Origin of the sequence: Burkholderia sp. RS01, from assembly GCF_039748055.1 — a bacterium.
Taxonomy (GTDB): domain Bacteria; phylum Actinomycetota; class Actinomycetes; order Actinomycetales; family Micrococcaceae; genus Arthrobacter.
Genome location: NZ_JBDLAK010000040.1, coordinates 1 through 18,418, shown reverse-complemented (window position 1 = coordinate 18,418; position 18,418 = coordinate 1). Strand labels below are relative to the sequence as shown.

The 18,418-nt window shown below is 65.3% G+C and carries 21 protein-coding genes; 9 read left to right on the top strand and 12 right to left on the bottom strand.

The features are described 5' to 3' along the window. Positions 1 to 239: 239 nt before the first annotated feature. Positions 240 to 629: a hypothetical protein gene (locus tag ABFP37_RS22140; RefSeq protein WP_347034988.1), complete on the top strand. Its 390-nt coding sequence runs from the start codon at positions 240 to 242 to the stop codon at positions 627 to 629. An 84-nt stretch (positions 630 to 713) separates the two neighbouring features. On the opposite strand, the gene ABFP37_RS22135 is transcribed toward ABFP37_RS22140, so the two are convergent. Next, a complete protein-coding gene (locus ABFP37_RS22135) occupies positions 714 to 1,298 on the bottom strand; it encodes a Wadjet anti-phage system protein JetD domain-containing protein (protein ID WP_347034987.1) in 585 nt (194 codons plus the stop codon). A gap of 208 nt (positions 1,299 to 1,506) precedes the next feature. On the opposite strand from ABFP37_RS22135, the gene ABFP37_RS22130 reads away from it, so the two are divergent. Continuing rightward, a complete protein-coding gene (locus ABFP37_RS22130) occupies positions 1,507 to 1,926 on the top strand; it encodes a nuclear transport factor 2 family protein (protein WP_078027632.1) in 420 nt (139 codons plus the stop codon). Positions 1,927 to 1,948: 22 nt separating this feature from the next. Here ABFP37_RS22130 and ABFP37_RS22125 read toward each other — a convergent pair whose 3' ends face one another. The 3 genes from ABFP37_RS22125 to ABFP37_RS22115 form a co-directional block, all read right to left on the bottom strand. After that, positions 1,949 to 2,533, bottom strand: coding sequence for a hypothetical protein (locus tag ABFP37_RS22125; RefSeq protein WP_347034986.1), 585 nt, complete (start codon positions 2,531 to 2,533; stop codon positions 1,949 to 1,951). Positions 2,534 to 2,535: 2 nt separating this feature from the next. Beyond that, the gene (locus ABFP37_RS22120) at positions 2,536 to 3,240 is read right to left on the bottom strand and encodes a hypothetical protein (protein WP_347034985.1); all 705 of its coding nucleotides are present in this window, start codon (positions 3,238 to 3,240) and stop codon (positions 2,536 to 2,538) included. A 334-nt stretch (positions 3,241 to 3,574) separates the two neighbouring features. After that, a complete protein-coding gene (locus tag ABFP37_RS22115) occupies positions 3,575 to 3,988 on the bottom strand; it encodes an HNH endonuclease signature motif containing protein (RefSeq protein WP_347034984.1) in 414 nt (137 codons plus the stop codon). A gap of 161 nt (positions 3,989 to 4,149) precedes the next feature. On the opposite strand from ABFP37_RS22115, the gene ABFP37_RS22110 reads away from it, so the two are divergent. Further along, entirely contained in the window at positions 4,150 to 4,887 is a 738-nt protein-coding gene (locus tag ABFP37_RS22110; RefSeq protein WP_347034983.1) for a hypothetical protein, read from the top strand. Positions 4,888 to 4,976: 89 nt separating this feature from the next. Here the strand turns inward: ABFP37_RS22110 and ABFP37_RS22105 are convergent, their stop codons facing one another. The 3 genes from ABFP37_RS22105 to ABFP37_RS22095 all read right to left on the bottom strand — a co-directional run bounded on the left by ABFP37_RS22105 (position 4,977) and on the right by ABFP37_RS22095 (position 6,690). Then, positions 4,977 to 5,837, bottom strand: a complete 861-nt coding sequence (locus ABFP37_RS22105; protein ID WP_347034982.1) for a DUF1206 domain-containing protein — start codon at positions 5,835 to 5,837, stop codon at positions 4,977 to 4,979. Between the two features lie 67 nt (positions 5,838 to 5,904). Beyond that, a complete protein-coding gene (locus ABFP37_RS22100; protein WP_078027626.1) occupies positions 5,905 to 6,123 on the bottom strand; it encodes a hypothetical protein in 219 nt (72 codons plus the stop codon). 183 nt (positions 6,124 to 6,306) lie between these two features. After that, positions 6,307 to 6,690, bottom strand: coding sequence for a TfoX/Sxy family protein (locus ABFP37_RS22095; protein ID WP_078027625.1), 384 nt, complete (start codon positions 6,688 to 6,690; stop codon positions 6,307 to 6,309). A 345-nt stretch (positions 6,691 to 7,035) separates the two neighbouring features. Between ABFP37_RS22095 and ABFP37_RS22090 the strand changes: the two genes are divergently transcribed. After that, positions 7,036 to 7,239 (top strand): cold-shock protein, encoded by a 204-nt coding sequence (locus tag ABFP37_RS22090; RefSeq protein ID WP_024365339.1) that lies wholly within the window; start codon positions 7,036 to 7,038, stop codon positions 7,237 to 7,239. A 120-nt stretch (positions 7,240 to 7,359) separates the two neighbouring features. Here ABFP37_RS22090 and ABFP37_RS22085 read toward each other — a convergent pair whose 3' ends face one another. After that, complete coding sequence (locus ABFP37_RS22085; RefSeq protein ID WP_347034981.1) at positions 7,360 to 9,162, bottom strand: SARP family transcriptional regulator; 1,803 nt, start codon at positions 9,160 to 9,162, stop codon at positions 7,360 to 7,362. 119 nt (positions 9,163 to 9,281) lie between these two features. Here ABFP37_RS22085 and ABFP37_RS22080 point away from each other — a divergent pair, with 119 nt between their 5' ends. Further along, a complete protein-coding gene (locus ABFP37_RS22080) occupies positions 9,282 to 9,443 on the top strand; it encodes a hypothetical protein (RefSeq protein ID WP_185982318.1) in 162 nt (53 codons plus the stop codon). A 156-nt stretch (positions 9,444 to 9,599) separates the two neighbouring features. Then, positions 9,600 to 10,412 (top strand): hypothetical protein, encoded by an 813-nt coding sequence (locus tag ABFP37_RS22075; protein WP_139362736.1) that lies wholly within the window; start codon positions 9,600 to 9,602, stop codon positions 10,410 to 10,412. A 32-nt stretch (positions 10,413 to 10,444) separates the two neighbouring features. Here the strand turns inward: ABFP37_RS22075 and ABFP37_RS22070 are convergent, their stop codons facing one another. Together ABFP37_RS22070 and ABFP37_RS22065 are read right to left on the bottom strand one after the other, a co-directional pair. After that, positions 10,445 to 11,743, bottom strand: coding sequence for an NAD(P)/FAD-dependent oxidoreductase (locus ABFP37_RS22070; RefSeq protein WP_347034980.1), 1,299 nt, complete (start codon positions 11,741 to 11,743; stop codon positions 10,445 to 10,447). Between the two features lie 29 nt (positions 11,744 to 11,772). Beyond that, the gene (locus ABFP37_RS22065) at positions 11,773 to 13,248 is read right to left on the bottom strand and encodes a diguanylate cyclase (RefSeq protein WP_347034979.1); all 1,476 of its coding nucleotides are present in this window, start codon (positions 13,246 to 13,248) and stop codon (positions 11,773 to 11,775) included. Between the two features lie 143 nt (positions 13,249 to 13,391). Here ABFP37_RS22065 and ABFP37_RS22060 point away from each other — a divergent pair, with 143 nt between their 5' ends. Then, positions 13,392 to 13,661: a hypothetical protein gene (locus ABFP37_RS22060; RefSeq protein ID WP_078027622.1), complete on the top strand. Its 270-nt coding sequence runs from the start codon at positions 13,392 to 13,394 to the stop codon at positions 13,659 to 13,661. 72 nt (positions 13,662 to 13,733) lie between these two features. On the opposite strand, the gene ABFP37_RS22055 is transcribed toward ABFP37_RS22060, so the two are convergent. Continuing rightward, positions 13,734 to 15,026 (bottom strand): cyclopropane-fatty-acyl-phospholipid synthase family protein, encoded by a 1,293-nt coding sequence (locus ABFP37_RS22055; RefSeq protein ID WP_347034978.1) that lies wholly within the window; start codon positions 15,024 to 15,026, stop codon positions 13,734 to 13,736. A 240-nt stretch (positions 15,027 to 15,266) separates the two neighbouring features. Here ABFP37_RS22055 and ABFP37_RS22050 point away from each other — a divergent pair, with 240 nt between their 5' ends. Next, positions 15,267 to 15,734, top strand: a complete 468-nt coding sequence (locus ABFP37_RS22050; RefSeq protein ID WP_078027621.1) for a hypothetical protein — start codon at positions 15,267 to 15,269, stop codon at positions 15,732 to 15,734. An 81-nt stretch (positions 15,735 to 15,815) separates the two neighbouring features. On the opposite strand, the gene ABFP37_RS22045 is transcribed toward ABFP37_RS22050, so the two are convergent. After that, positions 15,816 to 16,343 (bottom strand): hypothetical protein, encoded by a 528-nt coding sequence (locus tag ABFP37_RS22045; protein WP_347034977.1) that lies wholly within the window; start codon positions 16,341 to 16,343, stop codon positions 15,816 to 15,818. A 290-nt stretch (positions 16,344 to 16,633) separates the two neighbouring features. On the opposite strand from ABFP37_RS22045, the gene ABFP37_RS22040 reads away from it, so the two are divergent. Then, positions 16,634 to 18,253 carry an alkaline phosphatase D family protein gene (locus ABFP37_RS22040; protein ID WP_347034976.1) on the top strand — a complete coding sequence of 540 codons (1,620 nt, stop codon included), beginning with the start codon at positions 16,634 to 16,636 and terminating at the stop codon, positions 18,251 to 18,253. Positions 18,254 to 18,418: the final 165 nt, after the last annotated feature.

Sequence of the window (18,418 nt, the reverse complement as noted above, 5' to 3'; positions counted from 1 at the left end):
CGGCGCTTGACCCGTGGCTGAACTACTACAACACTGAACGCATCCACGCCGCCATCAACAGCACCCCGATCACGCGAGTGTCACTAACCTAATGGCCGGGTACAGCTAGCGGCGCTGCCGGGCAGGGCCGGGGCGGCTTCCGCCGGAACCGCCCCAGCCCGACCGCGCATCGCCGGTCCGGTGGGAGAACGGGCCATGGGCCGGGAAGTTATACCCGATGAAGGAAGGAGACATAAGAAATGAGTGACTGGCGCCGCTACGACTCCCACCTCTTTCCCGCGTTTTACGAACGCTTCGAGCAACGTTGGGGACAGGGCACGGCACCGTTCCTGGACCCGGAAGCCCACGAACATCCGCTGCCCCGGGCCCAGTGGGTCAATCCCGGGACCGGTGCGGCACTGGCCGTGGTTCCCATCTGGACAGAGGATGACCAGCAGCACCGCTCGTTCGGTGTTTTCTATTTGCCGCCCGCAGGTGACATCTGGGTGCTGCGGCCCGGCTTTACCGGCTACTTGGAACCGGCGGACGGCGACACGGAACACCTGATCGCCCTTCGCAACGACGCGTTTAAGAAAGCTGTCGCACACGCCAGGGAATTCCTCTACGGCCCGGAGGGCGTGGCCCAGTAAAACATCCGGGCAATCTTGGGCCTCCGTGCTGACCCACTTTGACTAGCAGCGGGCAGCGGAACGCCAGCCGACCGCATCCACAGCTCAAACGGGCTTGGCAAGACGCCTTCGGGCCCAGTCCCAGTGGATCAGCTCCTGTTCCAGGCGGACGGATGATCCACAGGCGTCGTTCCCGAGTCCTTCGTAGAGCGCTGCTTCCCCAGGAGTCAGCCTGGTCAGGGGCGCCGTAGACGGTGACGGCTCCGTTGCCCAGGCATCGCGATGGGACAGCAGTGTTTCTTCGTCCATCAGCACGCTCTCCACGTACTTACTGCGGAAGTCCGCCATCAGCCGGACGGCGCTTTCCGAGGCTCGGGCGATGCGCTTGGATAGGGCATCGATGGTGTCCGTCAGCCCGGAGCGGACCGAACTTTCCACCGTGCCGGTGTTCTTGTAGGTCAGTGTCTTGTCCCCGAGCGCGGCGGCGGTGGGCCCTTCGACGGCCGGAAATACTACGTTCCCGGCCAGGACGAACCCCGCCAACAGGGAGCGTGACGTAGTCCCGTCGTCGAAGTCCAAGAGTTTCGACAGCACGGGCACGGCCACCGGCATAGACGGGGCGAGCCGGGGAATCCACGCCACCAGACCAGCATCGATCCCAGCCCTGCCGTCCTCATCTTGCGAACCCATTCCCCAAGAATGCTCCGGGGGACCGCAAGCCGGCAACGACCTTGCGCAGTGGCCGTGGCGCTCGCGGACAACGTTCCCGTGGATGACGCTCCTGCTCGCCCTGACGGGACCCGGCCAGCGTTGACGCCGTTCCCGGGAGCTGCCAGTCTGGCCGGGAAAGCGTTGTTTCGCGACAACGATGCTCTGTGGACCGGCGAAGGAGAAGGGCATGGGCGAACTCGAGGATTTCCTGACCGCGATGCTGGACCGCCAGATAGCGGCGGAAGCGGCGCTTCACAACGGCGATGCGGAGCCGAGGATTGCCCTGTGGTCACGCGCCGACCCGGTCACATTGTTGGGTGCCATGGGGATGTCCGATTCGGGGTGGGACACGGTCAGCCGGACCTTCCGCTGGGTTGCCTCCCGGTTCTCCCACTGCACCGCCTACAGTTTCGAACTTCTTGCGGCGGGAGCCAGCGGGGATCTTGCGTATACGGTCGGTTTTGAACGAGCAAACCTGTCGGTCGACGGCGGCCCGCCCCAGTCCACCAAGCTTCGCGTCACCCATGTCTACCGCCGCGAAGCCGGGGAATGGAAGATCGTCCACCGCCACGGCGACTACGTTCCGGTTGATGAGCCCGCCGGCTGAGGAAGCTGGCCAACCGTCACTGCTAGGTGGCGGAGGAATTGAATCCCGGGTCATTGGTAGCCGTTTCGAGGAGCCGGTCGAAACTGCCAATGCCGTAATCGGGTGGCGTGGCCGCGATGACGATTCGGGTCGTGGTGACCGCGTCAGTTTTCGGCGGGGCAATCTGCTTCGGCTTGGGCTTCGGCGTGGGCTCCGGGATGACCTTCAGGTGCAGACCGGACACCCCGTTCACAAGCCGCGGGAGGCTCCCGCCGTCGACGAGCAGTGAGCGGAGCTCATCAGTCGAAAGCTGGTTCGCCCTGTCCGCCGTGAGTTCGAGAATCACTTCATTCACAGTGGCAGTCAGCCGCTGCAGAAACGCGCGCTCGCTCGAACCCGTGCCCAGGATGCCCAGGACCGTGAAAGTCGAGGCGAAGATCCCGACGAACAGCATGGTGGCGCCGACGTCCCGGAGGCCGGGCACGAACAGCATCAGGATCAGGCACAGGACGAAGCCGACAATTGAAAAGCCGCCGAACATGGCGCCCGCGCCGTCGGCCGGCCTGCCGGTCCATTCCTTCGAAGTGAGGCTGCAGATTTCCCGGTGCTCGGTCCGTGGAATTTGCATGTTCAGTTCCCTTTCACTTCCAGCGGGGCTTCGGCCAGGATGATTGCTTCCCGCGCCTCCCGCAGACTTTCCTGGAGGCCAGGGTCCGGGAAACCGTGGCTGATGCCCTCACCGGTGACCGAAAGATCGGCGACCACCTTGCTGAGATTCTCGCGCTCTTGCGCCAGCATCTTGGACGACGTTAATTTGACCTTGCTCTTCTCCAGCTCAAACAGAGACGTGTTGATCTGAACCCGGCGGGCCCTGATCACGTTGCACACCTGCTGTACGCGCTCCGCTCGGCTGCCGAACATCTGCTTCATCTTGATGGCAATGTCGTGAAGCTCCCTCAGGGTGCTGTAAGTCCGCGCCTCCCGGTTGCCGGTGTGCTGGTCCAGGATTTGACTGATGCGGGAGAGGCGCTGGCCCCAAAGCTCGAGCCCTGCGTGGTTCTGGTGGTGGAGCAGCTCCGCAGCACCAAGGGCCGTGGTCAGGGCATCCCGCCGCGGCGTGAGCCTCCCGGCTGCTGCGTCCAGCCGGCCGAGGAACGCCGCGTAGTTGTCGAGCGGCGGCGCTGACGCTGCGATGGTGCCCGAGGCACGCACGGCGGAGCGTTCGTTTGCCGACGCCGGATGTTCCTTCGCTGTTCCGATCCGCGGCGGTTTGGCAGGCTTCCGTGGTGGGACGGCGCGGGGTTCTGGACTAACGTCAGGTGCGCCGTTGCTCATGATCAGCCATCCCCATTCATGGTCCGTCCAAGGCAGCTTCACGCTGCCCACAGACGGAGCAGGAGCGTCGACGCGCCTGCGTGAGAATGCTCATTGTAGAGGTCGGAAATGACGTTGTCTGCGGGGCGGCGGCAGCGGAGTTCTCGGCTTCGGGTGTTAGGGCGCTTTGCCTGGCGAGAGGGCACTCAGCCCCGCCTCTGTCGCTCACAGCAGCGGACTCGGTTTCTGGCGGACAGCCGGGCAACGCGGGGTCAGTTGGCGCCCAATCAAGGCGGCAAATTGGGCGCCAAGTGACCCCGCGTTGCTGTCTGAGTGCTGGTTCAGGTCCGGCTAGCTAGGGGAGCGGCTGCCGTTCGCCGACGGCGGCCGCGCCGTCGAGCGCGACGTACGTCCGCCGTCGTCGTTCCAGTCTTTCCTGCTGCGCTGGCGACGGTATCTGCGCGCCTTTCGCGCGGTTGCATCTGCTGCACGCGGCGACGAAGTTCTGCAGACTGGTGGACCCGCCCTTGGACCACGGATAGAAATGGTCGCCGTGCTCTGCCGGCCGGGAACAACGACGGCGGAAGCCCGCCTCCATCTCGCACTGGCCGGCAGCCCGTGCCATGCCTTCGCGGCGCTGCTGGCGGCTGAAGCGCCGGACCGGGTCGCGGCGCCGGACGTCCCGGGCTCTCATGACGGCGGCCACGATTACCAGGCCGACGATGAAAGTGGCGGGAAGCGCCACGGCGACCAGGACGCCGTCGAACATCCTCACTGACGCTACGGGGAGGCGGGGCCTCTCCAAGAGCATGTTCGCAGAGGGTGTTCTGGTTCAGGTCGGACTGCAATACCTTTTTCCTATGGCCATGGGCAAGCAACGGTGCTCTGACCCCCTACAGGAATTTCTACTCAGAAGGAGTGGGAAAGGTCATGAATTCACGAACCAAAATCTTCTTTGGAGTCATCGTCCTGCTGCTGGTGGTTGGCGGGGCGACACTTTTTGCCTTCGACAACACAAAAAGGAGTAGGGCCGCGGAGTACAACCCACAGGTCAACCCCGCCGATTTCACCACGAAAATCACCAATAAATACTTCGCCCTCCCTGTCGGCAAAAAACTGACCTACGAAACTACCGCGCAAGGAACAGTCACCGAGAGGATCGAAATCGAAATCCTGCAGGAGACCATGACCATAGAGGGTGTTGAGACGGTGGTGTATCTGGATAAGGAGTACAAGAACGGGCAGCTCGTAGAGGAAACCCGGGACTACTTGGCGCAACACAAGAACGGCGACGTGTGGTACTTCGGCGAGGACGTGAACAACTACTGGAATGGGATGTTGCTGCACCACTCGGGCAGCTTTCTCCACGGAAAAGACGGGGCAAAAGCCGGCATCTGGATGAAGGCCGAGCAGCGCGTCGGCGACTCCTACAGGCAGGAATTTTACGTTGGTAACGCGGAAGACATGCGGGACACCGTCGCTACCGGCGAGACCGTCACCACCAAATCAGGCACATACACCGATTGCGTCAAGGTCTACGACTGGACGCCCCTCGAAAAGAACTCGCGGGAGCATAAGTATTACTGCCCGCAGGTCGGTTCGCTGGTGCTTACAGAGGACCTGGAGACAGGCGGCCGGTCAGAACTCGTGAATGTTGTCCTGCCCTAGGCTTCCACAGCACATCCGCCCGCAACCGGATGACCGCCGAAACGTCAATGTTTTCGGGATTCTTCACTCGGCCGGTGAAGGTGGCCAGCTTACATCCGCGCGAATTTGGCCTTCACCATCAGGTAGAGGCCGTAACAGATAAGGCCGACGCCGACGGCGGTCAGCATATACACCCCGTACGGCTGCTCGCGCAGCGCCTTCAGTCCGCCATCCAGGCCGGTGGACTCCTGAGGGTTGGCCTGAACGGTGGAAATGATGAACAGCAAGCCCACCAGAAACAGTGCGACGCCCTCCGCTATGTAGCCGACCACTCCCAGCCCCGTCACGACGGACCGCGCGGTGCCCGAGGGCGGCAGCTGCAGGTCCTTCTTGAACGATCCCTTGAAGCCGAGAACCACGAAGACAAGGCCGGCGATGGCGATGGCGGCTCCGATGATCATCAGCAGGAACGCGCCCCCTGGTGCTTTCATGATTGAGACGGTGAAGTCGCTGGTCGTCTTTCCGCTGGTTTGGCTGTTTCCGCTTGCGGAGGCAGCGAACGTCAGCGCCATGACCGCGAACACGACGGCCTTGCCGGCTGCGGACAGCTTCCTTACCACCTTCTTCCTGGCCTCCAGCTGACCGTAACCGAATACGGCGTTACTGGTTTGCCAGAGTGCCAGAGCCACGCAGGCGGCGAATCCGACCCACAGCAACAGCAGCCCCTGCGGCTGGGCAGCGAGTTGGGCGACGGCACCGGCCTGGTCCGCCTTTCCCGCCTTGCCCAATGCCAACTGGATAGCGACGAACCCGACCAGAAGGTGCAACAGGCCGCTGACGGCAAAACCTGCCCTGGCCGCAAGCACAAAAAAGCCCTGGAGTTCGACGCATCCTCGACCGCGTTCGCGGCGTCCTTCAGCTCTTTCTTCATTGCCGATCCTTAAGGAAAGCGCAGACGTGGTGGCGGGCATGCGGAAGGGGGTGCCTTACGACGCCGCAGGGGGTCCGGGGTGACGGCGCTGAAGTGAGCGTGTCAGATCAGCTGTTTCCGGGATCGACGAGGCTGTGTTCGTTCTCGTCCTGTGCAGGGGCATCCTTGAGTCCCAGAGGTGAAAGATCCATATCCTCCACTTCGGCGCCAGGTTCGTTCCCCTCAGCGTCCTTGTCCGGGCCGGGATGTACAGACTTGCCAATGGTTTCTTCTTCACCGGCATTGGTATCGGGTGTCTCTGCGGTGGGGACGGGATTCTGTGTCATGAAGTGTCCTTATCTTTCAGTAGCGCCAAGGCATCCGAGGAGCCCAAGGCTCCTTTCCAGTCTATTCTTCGGAGGGCCGGCGCGGCCGCCGTAGCGGGCGATGGTTTTTGGCCAAGCCACCGGGCCCCGGCGCCGGACCCTGGCACCCATGGTGACAGCGACGAATGTCAGGCCGAAGATGAACTACTTCTTGGCCCGGGGCTTGGAAACCTTCGGCTCCTTGGGCGGCAGCCCGGCCACATACGAGTAGGCCTTCGCCACCCAGGCTTTGGCCCGCGCATCATCACCGCTGCCCTCGGCGTTCCATACCTCCGGCAATCCCGTGTAACCGCCCATGGGCCGCTCAGCCGGCCCGAAGGGAACGGTCCGCTCAGTGCCTTCGAGTTCCTCCCGGTCCGCGTCCGCGAGTTTCACCCCGATGGTGGGGCCGAAGAGGCCCGCGAACATGTTCCCGTTGACGAAGGCGCCAAGGTTGCCGAACATCGGCTTCACCACGACGTCGGGATCCGTGGGCATGACGGCGCGGAAATGTTCCTTGTCGGCCTCTGACGGCTTGGGCATCTGCATGGCTTCTTCCTTCGGTACGCATGGGAGACCAATGGGGGCTGGTTTGTGTGAAGCATATTGCGTTCCGGGGGCGCGGGCGAGGCTATCTGCGGTCCGTGCCAGCCGGGTCGTTTGGGCGGTCTCCTGCTGCCTTCCGTACTGAGCGGACGTGCCCCATTTGGCTTTTGGTAAGTCCCGCCCTGAAACACGTGTACAGTAGAGACCGTTGTTGTGTTTGTATTTGGTAGTTCAGGCAGTACGCGCGGTCGAAAGTCCGCGTTCTTCTGAAGTAGCGGTTTTGAACACCCCACACCGGAGGACCCGAAAGTCGGGACTTTTCCTCCACCTTCACGAAGGACAAAAATAATGGCTACTGGTACCGTCAAATGGTTTAACGCTGAAAAGGGCTTCGGCTTCATTTCCCCCGATGACTCTTCACAGGACGTCTTCGCACACTACTCTGCGATCGCTTCCTCCGGCTTCCGCTCCCTCGAAGAGAACCAGAAGGTCTCCTTCGAAACCGAGCAGGGCCCCAAGGGTCCCCAGGCTGTAAACATCCAGGCTCTCTAAGACTTAGCTTCTAGCTAACTCTTCTGAGTCCGGAACCTTACAGGTTTCGAGCAGGGTCCGTCTTTGACGGGCCCTGCTTTTGTTTAACCCGAGTGTGCTTGTTCGGAGGTTTCGACAGTCTCAACCAACGTGCCGCTTCGCCAGGAACGCCTCCAACGCCGGGTTGTCGATCTCCTTCGCCAGCCAGGGCACCGTCTGGGCGGCTGCCTCGTCGCCGAGCACCGCCCGGTGCGACTGGGCCCGCACCACGAACTCCCGCATTCCACTGCGGCTCGCCAGTTCGAGCAGCCGCCCGACGAACTCTGAAGCCCGGGGGGACCGGACGGCGATGGCGACTTCCGCCGCGGTATCCAGCAGCCGCGCCGAATACCAGAGGTACCACGGCTTGGGTTCAAGGCCGCGGCCAACCCAGTGTTCCGCGGCCACCAGATCGCCGTGCGCCAGGAACAGCCGTGCCTCGGCGCCTGCCGCCAACGCCATGTAGCAGTGGTCACCCGCCAGATCGGCCATCACCCAGGACCGGTCGATCAGTTCCGCAGCTTCCTCCAGCCGACCGGCGGCCAGATATGTTTCGCCCCGCACGCCGTCGACAAACGGTTCGAACGCCGTCCAGTGTTCTCCGGCGATCCAGTCGCGGGCCTGGTCCAGTGAACTGGCCGCCTGATCCAGTTCGCCGCGGAGCAGCCGCACCCTGCCGAGCAGCGCCTCGCTGAAGGCCTGCTGCCGGCGGTTCCGGAGTTCTTCGGCGAGCCTTCCGGACTCGGTCAGCGCTGTCACGGCGTCCTCATACCGGGCGGTATCCGAGGCGAGCATGCCTTGGATCCCGAGAATTCTTGCCTGTTCGTCGGGGAATCCCTCGGCAGCCCGCATCGCACGGTCAAGCCAGCCGGCCGCGCGGTCCGGGACGCCCCGCTGCACGGACAGGTAGCCCAGCTCGCGGTACGCCGCGGCGGCAGTGCGGGAGGCGCCGTCGGGCCCTTCCGCCGACAGCGCACGGTGCAGGAAGTCCGCCACCTCGGCGCCGCGGCCGCCGGCTTGGTGGATCAGCGCCCCGGACAGCGTCACGAGGGACTCGGCGAGCAGATGGTCGTCGCCGGTGCGCTGGGCCAGCACGACGGCGAGCCGTAACTGATCCAGCCCCCGGTCGACGGCGCCCGCCCAAAGTGAGGCGCCGCCGGCGTCGAGATAGGACCGCACTGTCGCCGCAGTGGCACGGATGCCGGGGTCCGCCTCCGGAGCGGCAGCGGACAGGGCCTGCCGGATTTCCGCTGGCAGCGGCAGGCCCAGCTCCTGGCGGTAGAGGTTCCCGCATTTGGTGACGTGCTCCCGGGCCCGGCGGTGCTCGCCCAGTGCCACGAGCGCCTTGACCAGAACGGCGTTGCAATCCGCATGGAACGGATCCCGGTGCAGCGCGAGCGTCGTCAGCTCCACCGCCTCACCCGGATTGCCCGCAGCAAGTGCGGCTAGCGAGGCCTCATAGAGCAGGGACTGGACCACGTTGTCGAGGCGGTAGCGCTGGTCCGCCAGCCAGGAATCAAAGACGGGACAATCGGCGAAGGACAGCCCTTCCAACAACTGGCCATCGAGCGTGCGGGGATCGAGTCCTCCCAGGCCGCCCGGGTCAACCGCCTGCATTGCGTCGCAGCGCCACGGCGGCTGAACGGCCAGCCGCAGGGGATCGCCGGCGATTTCCACGCCGTCGAGGGCCCGCCGCAGCTCGGACAGGTTCCAGCGCAGCGCGCCGAGCGGATCCTCGGCATCCGGAAACAGCAGCGCGGCTGTCCGGGACCGGCCTGTGGCGTCCGCCTGCAGCGCGAGGTAGGCCAGCACCGCCCAGGCCTTGCGGCCCCGGGGCTGCGGGGGAGTTGTGCCAGGGGACTCGATCCGCGGCGGACCGAGGAGCCGGATCCACGTCTCGGCCATACCGCCCATGGTACTGCTGCGGCTCCCCGGCGTCTGCGCTGCCTCACACGCTTGCTCACACGCAGGGCGGACACACTGAAATCACCCAATCAGCACACACTCAACCGAGGTGCACCACCATGGAACTGCTCATCCTCCTGTTCGTCGGACTCGGCGTTGTCTCGGCCACCGTCCGGTCCGTCATCACCGACGGCCGGGGCCACACTCCCGGTGTGCGCTCCACCGAGCCGTGGAAAGCGGGCAACCTTCCGAGCGTGCCGTTTTCGGAGGCGCGGTTTTAGCGGGGTTCGGCCGACTTCAGCGGCGGCTGGTTTCGACAAGCTCAACCAGCGGCCGACGGCGGGAGGCCGGCATATCTGCCGGCCTCCCGCCGTCGCACCCATGATCCGTTCCCGCCCGCTGTTCCTGTGCTCAGCCGCGAGGAGTAGGGTCGATATATGTCTGTGTGTACTCACCAGATCGATCCGCTGCAATATCCGTGGAGTCCGCCTGAAGCCTCGGGTGTCATGCATGGCGGTGATTTCATTTCGCTGCAGCTGGCAGCCGACCTGCCGCTGGGGCAGTCGACCCTGCTGGATGGCGAAGACGATTCGCTTTCCTCCTGCCTCAGTGAGGCCCTGGCGGAAGCCAATGCGGAGCCGCTGGACTCCCGGTCTCCCGTGGTCTCCATCGGCTCGAATTCCAGTCCCGACGTCCTGAGGCGAAAGTTCGCTCGGTTCAGGCATCCCGTCAGCGGAATTCTGCCGCTGGTCCGTGCCCAGTTACACCACGTCGCTGTGGGCCACTCGGCGCACGTGAGCAAGGCCGGCTATATCGCGGCCGCTCCGTATTCCCGGCGGGGAAGGCGCAGCACCGTGTGGGTGGCGTGGCTTGATGAGTGCCAACTGATGGCGCTCGACGAGACCGAACCGAACTACCAGCGGATTGAACTCAATGGCGAGGACTGTCCGCTGGTATTGGACAACGGCGAGCGGCCGGAGTCCTTCTCGCTCTTTGCCTCGAGCTGGGGTGTTCTGACCGATGGCCGGGGCGAGAAGCTTCCCTTCCTGGACCAGCCGGCTCTCTTTCGGCACCTCGCAGCCAGCGTGACCGCGGAAGACCTGCAGGACGGGAAATCAGTCTTCGATGGACCGCCTGCACGGGTTGTTGGGCAGCTCGCGATGCCTTCGGTCCAGGCAAGAGCCAAGGAATGGTTCCGCGCGGCCGGGTTGGCGGCGCAGGTGGAATTCGCCGCTGTGGGTGCGGGGTAGGCGGGGTTCTCGAGGCCTCGGTTTCGACAGACTCAACCAGCGTTGCCGGCGATGTGCTCCGCGATGTACTTCGCGTCCCGGCCCACGCCGGCGAAGATCGATGAGCCGTGGCTCGTCAGCCAGGGCAGCCCCACGGCGTACAGGCCGGGGTGTTCGGTGACGCCGCGGCTGTGCCGGGGATAGTTCCACTCGTCCAGGACCGGGATGTCCAGGATGCTGAAGTCCAGCCGGTAGCCGGTGGCCCAGATGACTGACGTGATGTTTTCCGCCGCCAGGTTCACCCGCGCGGGTCCGGCGGGGAGCCAGTCATCCGCCCTGGGCGCTTCCGCCGCCGGCGCCGAAATCCCGGCCGCGGCGATGTACGCATCGAACATCGGCTGCATGCGCTGGTAGAACGCTGTCTCGACTGTGGCCAGACGCTCGGCGAGGTCGTCGCTGAAGACGAGGCCGCCGTCGTCGGCTGCTTCCAGGTGGCCGTGCAGCCGGACGCCTCGGCGGCCGAGGTTCCGGAGGCGGATGTCGTGGCCGCCGTCGGCGCCGGACACCAGCGGGTTGCAGGCGAACCGCGCCGCGGGGGAGGGCAGCTGCCCCGTGGTGAGGCCGTTGAGTCCGTACTTGGGCCCGTGCTCGGCAAGGTGCATCATCCAGAAGAGGATGTCCCGGCCGCGGTACCGGCGCGGCGCCTCCGGGCAGGTGGACACGGCCAGGTGGATCTCGCGGCCGGCGGCGAGCAGCTCCTCCGCGATCTGGCCGCCGGACTGGCCGGTGCCCACGATCAGGACGGCGCCCGCAGGCAGCTGCTCCGGGTTGCGGTAGGCATCGGTGTGCAGCTGCAGGATGCTGCCTGGCAGTTTCGCGGAAACTGCGGGGATCTTCGGTTTCTGGTAGCCGCCGGTGGCCAGCACCACGTTGCGTGCCCGCCAGCCGCCCCGGTTCGTTTCCGCGCTGAATCCGCCGCCGCTGGGGGCGATCCGCGTGACGTCCGTGTCCGTGCGTACCGGCGCGCCGACCGTCTCCGCGTACTTCCGCATGTAGTCCACCACGTCCGCGCGCGGCATAAAGGCTTCCGGTTCGGGCCCGTCGTAGGGCATGCCGGGCAGCGCGAGCGAAAAGTTCGGCGTGTTCAGGACGAACGCGTCCCACCGGTCCTGCCACGCGCCTCCGAGGGCGGGGCGCCGCTCGAGCAGCTGGTGTTGGACGCCGGCCTGGCTCAGCCAGTAGCTCGTGGCCAGGCCAGCCTGCCCGGCGCCGACCACCAGGGTGTCCACCTCCTGGGCATCATCGCCCGGGCGGAATTCCATGCTGTTGGCAGCGGCATTTACCGGTCCCATGGCAGGAGTGTACGCCCGTGGCGGCCGCTTCAGGAGGAGCTGTCTGTGGCCTGGCCGGACAGCGACGGCCGCACCTGCCGTTTCAGCTGGTTCGCCTCGCGGTTGTAGACCTGGTAGCGCGCCTTCCCGCCGTGTTTTGCCGCGTACATGGCGGAATCCGCCTGCCGCAGCAACTCCGCGGCGTCGGCCGTTTCGGCGCTCCGCTGGGCCACGCCGATGCTCACCGACACGGTCAGCGGAAGATCGCCGATGAGAAACGGCTCGCTCAGCGTCTCGTAAATCCGTTCGGCGACGTGCCCCGTCGCGGGAGTGCCGTCGTCGTTATCCAGAACGACGACGGCGAACTCGTCGCCGCCCAGCCGGGCCACCATGTCGTGGCTGCGGACGCTGGCCCGGAGCCGGGCAGCCAGCTGGACGAGGAGTTCGTCGCCGCCCTCATGGCCGAAGGAGTCGTTGACGTCCTTGAAGTCGTCGATGTCAATGAAAAGCAGGCCCTCGTGCTGCGTCCTGAGGTCGCTTCCGGAGGCGAACGATCCGGCCAGCCGCTCGGTCAGGGCGGAGCGGTTGGCGAGTCCGGTGAGGGCGTCGTGCGTGGCGCGGTGCGTCAGTATCCTGTGGCTGTCCTGCAGCGCGGCTGCCATCCCGTTGAACGCGGTGGCCAGCTCGCCCAGCTCGTCCCGCCGGGCAACGCTGATGCGGTGGCCGTAGTCACCGGCCTGCAGCTTATGGACGCCGCGGCGCAGGCTGTTCACCGGCCGCATCAGGTCCTTGACCATGCGGCGCCGGAAGTAGAGGGTGGCGCCGACAGCCACGGTCAGCAGCCCCGTCCTGCCCACAATGAGCAGCTGTTCAAGGTCGCCGGTGTCAACGAGCCCCCTGTCCAGCGCTTCGAGGGCGGACCTCTGGATGCCTATGAGTTTGTCGCGCACGCCCTTGCTGGCCGTGGCGAAGGCGGGAGTCTCCGCCACGTGGTTCCCCTTGAGTTCCAGCACCTGGTTTCCCCAAAGGCCGCGCGCCGTCAGGGCCGCCTGCCAGTCCTGCCGGCCAAGACGGAGGGCGGACTGCATGCCGTCCTCCTCCGGCAGGACCCCTGCGGTGTCATCGAAGAGCTTCGAGACTTCGCGCTGCTGCAGGATGAACGCCTCGCGGTTCACCGGCGCATCGGCCAGGATCTGGTGCCCAAGCTGCTCGTGGTCGTCAACCGCGGCGGCCAACGTTGCTGCCGCGCGGGACTCGAGCTGTATCTGGTGGGCCGTCGTCTCCAGCTGGTGGACCACGGCCCGCACACCCACAATAGTGACGATCGCCCCAAGTATCAGCGCCGACAGCATGAAGACGAAGGCCCTGGACCACTCACGCTGCAAACTCCAGGTGCGGGCCGGGCTCGGGGGAGCCGCCGGAGGTGGGGGATTGACGTTGGCCGGATCAGCCGGCGTGTCCGCAGGCGTTATCTCCGGGGCCGTCCCGCGAGGATCGGTTGACCCGACCATCGGTCCGGTTGTCATAGGAGGAGGCTAGCAGGAGCGGGGTTCACGGCGGCGTTGCCGCGGGTACATTTCGTTGTCATGATCCCGTGTGATGGGGGCGCCGCACTTTGCAGGCCGAAAGTGCGGGAGACTTGAAGCCACGACCACGAAAGCGGAACACCATGATTACTCTCCAGCAGGACACAGAAGGCTTCATCCGGATGAGCCGGCACTTCCCGGAAAGCGTCCTGATTTCCATCACGTTTGCCGACGGCACGACGGAACAGGTCGCGGGCGGCCGGCTCAACAAGGCCTACGACGACGCGCTCGCCGAATACCGTGCCCAGAACCACCTGGACGCGAAAGGCTTCACGAGGTCCCCGGCGAAGAAGAAGGCCAGCCCGGGCAACAAGATCGACTTCGTAAAGGTCCACCCCGGCATGGGTGAGTAGCCCGCTGGCCCGCTAGGTTCGACAGGCTCAACCAGCGCTCGCCGCTGATCGAGCCTGTCGAGATCCAGGGGTTTAACCAGCAGCCGTCCACTTCCTGAGCCGCAGCGGTGCTTCTTCGCCGCCGTGCTTTTGCACCAGCACCTGGTTTACGCCGGTCAGCCCGTTCTCGAAGCCCAGTGCGCTCGATGCCATGTACAGCCGCCAGATCCGGGCCCTGCCCGCGCCGGCGAGCCGAACGGCCTCGTCCCAATTCTCTTCGAGGTTCCGTACCCAGGCGCGCAGGGTCAGGGCGTAGTGCCGGCGGAGGGCCTCGACGTCGAGCACTTCGAAGCGGCCGCCCTCCAGCGCCACCACCATGTCCGAAAGACTCAGCATCTCGCCGTCGGGGAAGACGTAGCGGGGGATGAACGAATCGGGGTCGTCCTCGGTGGGCCCGGCGTTCCACGAAATGGCGTGGTTGAGCAGCAGGCCGCCCGGGCGCAGCAGCCCGTGCAGCGTGGAGACGTAATGCCCGAGCTGTTCGCGGCCGACGTGCTCAGACATGCCGATGGAGCTGATCGCGTCGAACGGCCCGTCGTCGATGTCGCGGTAATCCTGGACGCGGATGTCCACGCGCTCGGTCAGCCCGGCCTCGGCCACCCGTTTGCGGGCCCGTTCCGCCTGCTCGGTGGACAGCGTCACGCCGACGACGTTTACCTCGTAGTGCTCCGCGGCATGCAGGGCAAAGCTGCCCCAGCCACAGCCCACGTCCAGCACCCGCATCCCGGGCTTCAGCCCGAGCTTGCGGCAGACCAGATCGAGCTTCGCTTCCTGGGCGGCCTCAAGAGAGGTGTCCTCGCTGTCAAAGACCGCGCAGGAGTACACCATCGACGGCCCGAGGACCAGGCGGTAGAAGTCGTTGCCGACGTCGTAATGGTGCGAGATCGCCGCGGCATCCCGCTTCTTCGAGTGCCGCCGGCCGTGCTTTTCCACCTTCGCTTCCTCCGGCGGCGGCGCGGGATTCGGCCCAACCGCGCCCACACTGACGGCGGTGGTGAGCAGCGTCCCCAGCTCACGTGGGGTTGGCTTGCGGAAGGGGCCGGGCTCAGCGAACTTGCCCGCGGAACTCAGGGCCGTGAAGGTGGCGAAGATGTCGCCGTGTGCTTCAATTTCGCCGGCTACGTAGGCCCGGCTCAGGCCCAGCTGACCGGGGGACCACAGCATCCGCCGCAACGCCCGGCGCGACCGGAACTCGATGACCGGCGCATCTGCCGGACCTGCTTCCGAGCCGTCCCATGCCCGCAGCCTGATGGGGATCTCCTCCGTGCCCAGGACTACGGCCAGTGCCTTGGCCAGCCGTGGTGCCACACCCGATGTCTTTGCCATGTTCGTTGCCTCTCGTCCGGTGCTCGCGTCAGGCGGGGCGGGACTGCGCCGTTGCAGTCCCGCCACTAGAACCTAAAGTTACACAAGCCCGCGGGCCCCGGACAGGGAGACAAGCCTGTCCCGTTTTTCGTGTCGGTCCGTTGCCGCTCGCAGCGTCCGTTGTTATTGACTCTGGACCGGGAATCTGTGGTGGTGGGATCCTGATCGCACACTCTCGGAGAGGGAAGCTGGTGGCAGACCATGGACGATTCACCGGAGACTCGTCAGAGCTTGTCCGACCGCATCGACCAGAAACAGCAGGACATCCGATCCTATCTGGGACGGCAGCTGCCGCGCCGGCACAAACTCACAGAATTCAGCGTGGTCGGGAGTGTGCTGGCGGCCATGTTCACGGCAGGGCCTGCGTTCGGAGGCACGGAGTTCACGGGAGCGGTTCAGGACACATTGTCCCTGGGTGACGCTTCAATCGTTTGGCGTGCTTTATGCCTAGGTGCTGTGATTCTGTCCGTCGGGGCGGGGCTGGCCACGAACTTCGCCAACTCCCAGGCTCTCGCCGAAAAAGTCAGCGCGGCCGAAACGGCGATTGCACAGTTGGAAGGGCTGCAGCTGTCTCTGAACTTCGGACACTTAGCCCTCGACGAAGCCGCGATGCTATTTAAGCAATATGTTTCCCACGTAACGTTCATGGACCAAGTACCCGCGCGCTGAGCTGCTTCGTGCAAGAACGCACGACGGCGGGTGGCTGGCAGAAAATGCCAGCCACCCGCATGATGTGCGACGGACGAGCCGTTAACTCAGCGCCTTGCAGATATCGATGGCCGTTGCCTTCGTTTTTAGTATTTCGAAATTATTGCCCGCATCGGCGGTGTACACGACGCGTCCGTTGTACTGGGTCGTAGACGGCCCTGGCGTAATGTCCGTGGGAAACAGGATGATTCCGAAGACGCCGGTGTTCGTGACGGTCTTGGTGCCGTCCTTGTGGAAGATAGTGTCCTCAGTTATCTCCGAGGACGGGAAAGACACAGTCGCATGCGTATCGGCGTTCGTGTAGGTCAGGTTATATCCCTTGCCCGAGGCGAAGGTCCGTAGAACAACGCCCTCGTTGTTGGTGAACGTCTTCGTAAGGACATGTGAGTCAGTGCCGTCGGCGTGCAGTTCGAAGCCCGGACATGCTTCGCCGGCCGGCGAAACGAAGTGAAGATCGTCTGGAGGGCCGCTGATTGTGGGAGGCGCTGCGTTTGCGGTCTGTGGAGCGGCAAGCAGACCTGCTGCGCATAGGATTGCAAGCGCATAGCGGCGCGCTGAATGAGATTTCATGTTTTCATCCAATGTAAGAAGTGACCCATACCGGGTGGGTGGTGTGCTCAATCGCCATTGATTGGCGGACGATAGACAGGCCCATGAGTTTCAGCCTCAGGCTCAGCAAGCCTGTCCGGGGATCCTTGGGAAAACCTTGCAGAAACCTTGAGGTGGCTCGGCAGACGACGAGAAGTATCTGGATTTCTTCCCCCTGTTCCGCTTTGTTGCGGGCGCCACGTCACCGCCCCGATCCACCGCGTTCACATAACCGTCGCCGCCGGTTCACACGCACCGTCAACGATGGCAGCATGACTCCTTTCACCCGCCGAAACATCCTCAAAGGCGCCATCGCCGCTGCCGGTGCTGCCGCCGTCGCCCCTTCACTCGTCGTGCCCGCGCACGCAGCCCGGCCCTCCGGCGTCGCGCTGGTCCGCGACCGCCTGACCCTCCCGTCCGGCATCTCCGCCGGCGATGTCACCGCCGACTCCGGCGTCCTGTGGTCCCGCGCGTCTGGCCCCGGCCGGCTGGTGGCCAGCCTGCTGGCGGTCGACGACGATGGGTCCCCGCTCCGCGGCGGCCGCGCCTTCCGGCGGGTGCTGCGGGGGACCCGGGCCAGCGAGGCCACCGACTTCACGTCCAAGATCAATGCCCGCGACCTCCCGGCGGGCACGCGGTTCGCCCTGACCATGCACTTTGAGGACCCCGAGGGCCAGGCAGGCGAAACCGCCCGCGGCTCCTTCGGCACCGCGCCCGGCACGGGCGGGTTCGCGAGCGGCCGCACACCCCGTCGCCAGAGCTTCGTCTGGACCGGTGACACAGCCGGCCAGGGCTGGGGCATCAACGAGGACATCGGCGGCATGCGCGGCTACGCTGCCATGCACGCCACGAAGCCGGACTTCTTCATCCACTCCGGCGACACCATCTACGCCGACGGCCCCATCGCCGCCGAGGTCACGGAGCCGGACGGGCAGGTCTGGCGCAACCTCGTCACCGAGGAGGTGTCCAAGGTGGCCGAGACGCTCAACGAGTTCCGCGGCCGGCACCGCTACAACATGATGGACAAGAACATCCGTGCCCTCTACGCCGAGGTCCCGGTGATCGCCCAGTGGGACGACCACGAAACCCACAACAACTGGTACCCCGGGCAGATCATCACCGACGCCCGCTACACCGAACGCCGCGTGGACGTCCTCGCCGCCCGCGGCCGCCAGGCCTGGCAGGAGTACCAGCCCATCGCCCAGCTGAGCGATGGCAGTACCGGCTTCGAGCCAGCCCGCATCTACCGCAAGATCTCCCGCGGCCCGCAGCTGGACATCTTCTGCCTGGACATGCGCACCTTCAAGGACCCCAACACGGACGGCAAGGAAACGAGCCTGACCCACATCCTCGGTGAGGAACAGGCCCGCTGGCTCATCAAGGAAGTCAGCAAGTCCAAGGCCACCTGGAAGGTCATCTCCGCCGACCTCCCGCTCGGCATCATCGTGCCGGACGGCCCGGTCAACCAGGAGTCCCTTTCAAACCGCGACGCCGGCGCCCCCTTGGGCAAGGAACTCGAGATCGCCGGGGTACTGTCCGCGTTCAAGCGCAACCGGGTTAAAAACGTCGTGTGGCTCACGGCTGACGTCCACTACTGCGCCGCCCACCACTACTCGCCGGAGCGGGCCTCGTTCCAGGACTTCGACCCCTTCTGGGAATTCGTGGCTGGCCCTATCAACGCCGGAACGTTCGGCCCCAGCCAGATGGACGGCACCTTCGGCCCCGAGGTGGCCTTCTTCAGGGCCGGCGCCTACGCCAACGAGTCCCCGCGCAGCGGCGAAAGCCAGTACTTCGGCCACGTGGACCTCGGCGAGGACGATGTCTTCACCGTCAGCCTCCGCAACGCCAACGGCACCGTGCTCTGGAGCAAGGCTCTGCAGCCGGAGCGCTGACCAGGTTTAGCTCAACCAGCGGTAACGCCCGACGGCGGGGGGGCCGGCAACAAATACCGCCCCCCCCCCCCGGGGGTTGTGTGGTTTTAAGACCCCCGCCCGCCGCCCCCCCACAAGCCTAAACCAAAACACCGGGAGCCCCGGGCGCCCCCCCCGAGCCAGGCG

What these genes read in the sequence shown, in the direction of transcription:
- ABFP37_RS22125 (WP_347034986.1), bottom strand. Translation starts at nt 2,533, where the DNA reads ATGCAAATTCCACGGACCGAGCACCGGGAAATCTGCAGCCTCACTTCG.
- ABFP37_RS22070 (WP_347034980.1), bottom strand. Translation starts at nt 11,743, where the DNA reads ATGGGACCGGTAAATGCCGCTGCCAACAGCATGGAATTCCGCCCGGGC.
- ABFP37_RS22060 (WP_078027622.1), top strand. Translation starts at nt 13,392, where the DNA reads ATGATTACTCTCCAGCAGGACACAGAAGGCTTCATCCGGATGAGCCGG.
- ABFP37_RS22115 (WP_347034984.1), bottom strand. Translation starts at nt 3,988, where the DNA reads ATGTTCGACGGCGTCCTGGTCGCCGTGGCGCTTCCCGCCACTTTCATC.
- ABFP37_RS22065 (WP_347034979.1), bottom strand. Translation starts at nt 13,248, where the DNA reads ATGACAACCGGACCGATGGTCGGGTCAACCGATCCTCGCGGGACGGCC.
- ABFP37_RS22090 (WP_024365339.1), top strand. Translation starts at nt 7,036, where the DNA reads ATGGCTACTGGTACCGTCAAATGGTTTAACGCTGAAAAGGGCTTCGGC.
- ABFP37_RS22100 (WP_078027626.1), bottom strand. Translation starts at nt 6,123, where the DNA reads ATGACACAGAATCCCGTCCCCACCGCAGAGACACCCGATACCAATGCC.
- ABFP37_RS22105 (WP_347034982.1), bottom strand. Translation starts at nt 5,837, where the DNA reads ATGCCCGCCACCACGTCTGCGCTTTCCTTAAGGATCGGCAATGAAGAA.
- ABFP37_RS22110 (WP_347034983.1), top strand. Translation starts at nt 4,150, where the DNA reads ATGAATTCACGAACCAAAATCTTCTTTGGAGTCATCGTCCTGCTGCTG.
- ABFP37_RS22135 (WP_347034987.1), bottom strand. Translation starts at nt 1,298, where the DNA reads ATGGGTTCGCAAGATGAGGACGGCAGGGCTGGGATCGATGCTGGTCTG.
- ABFP37_RS22075 (WP_139362736.1), top strand. Translation starts at nt 9,600, where the DNA reads ATGTCTGTGTGTACTCACCAGATCGATCCGCTGCAATATCCGTGGAGT.
- ABFP37_RS22080 (WP_185982318.1), top strand. Translation starts at nt 9,282, where the DNA reads ATGGAACTGCTCATCCTCCTGTTCGTCGGACTCGGCGTTGTCTCGGCC.
- ABFP37_RS22095 (WP_078027625.1), bottom strand. Translation starts at nt 6,690, where the DNA reads ATGCAGATGCCCAAGCCGTCAGAGGCCGACAAGGAACATTTCCGCGCC.
- ABFP37_RS22120 (WP_347034985.1), bottom strand. Translation starts at nt 3,240, where the DNA reads ATGAGCAACGGCGCACCTGACGTTAGTCCAGAACCCCGCGCCGTCCCA.
- ABFP37_RS22130 (WP_078027632.1), top strand. Translation starts at nt 1,507, where the DNA reads ATGGGCGAACTCGAGGATTTCCTGACCGCGATGCTGGACCGCCAGATA.
- ABFP37_RS22140 (WP_347034988.1), top strand. Translation starts at nt 240, where the DNA reads ATGAGTGACTGGCGCCGCTACGACTCCCACCTCTTTCCCGCGTTTTAC.
- ABFP37_RS22085 (WP_347034981.1), bottom strand. Translation starts at nt 9,162, where the DNA reads ATGGCCGAGACGTGGATCCGGCTCCTCGGTCCGCCGCGGATCGAGTCC.
- ABFP37_RS22055 (WP_347034978.1), bottom strand. Translation starts at nt 15,026, where the DNA reads ATGGCAAAGACATCGGGTGTGGCACCACGGCTGGCCAAGGCACTGGCC.
- ABFP37_RS22050 (WP_078027621.1), top strand. Translation starts at nt 15,267, where the DNA reads ATGGACGATTCACCGGAGACTCGTCAGAGCTTGTCCGACCGCATCGAC.
- ABFP37_RS22040 (WP_347034976.1), top strand. Translation starts at nt 16,634, where the DNA reads ATGACTCCTTTCACCCGCCGAAACATCCTCAAAGGCGCCATCGCCGCT.
- ABFP37_RS22045 (WP_347034977.1), bottom strand. Translation starts at nt 16,343, where the DNA reads ATGAAATCTCATTCAGCGCGCCGCTATGCGCTTGCAATCCTATGCGCA.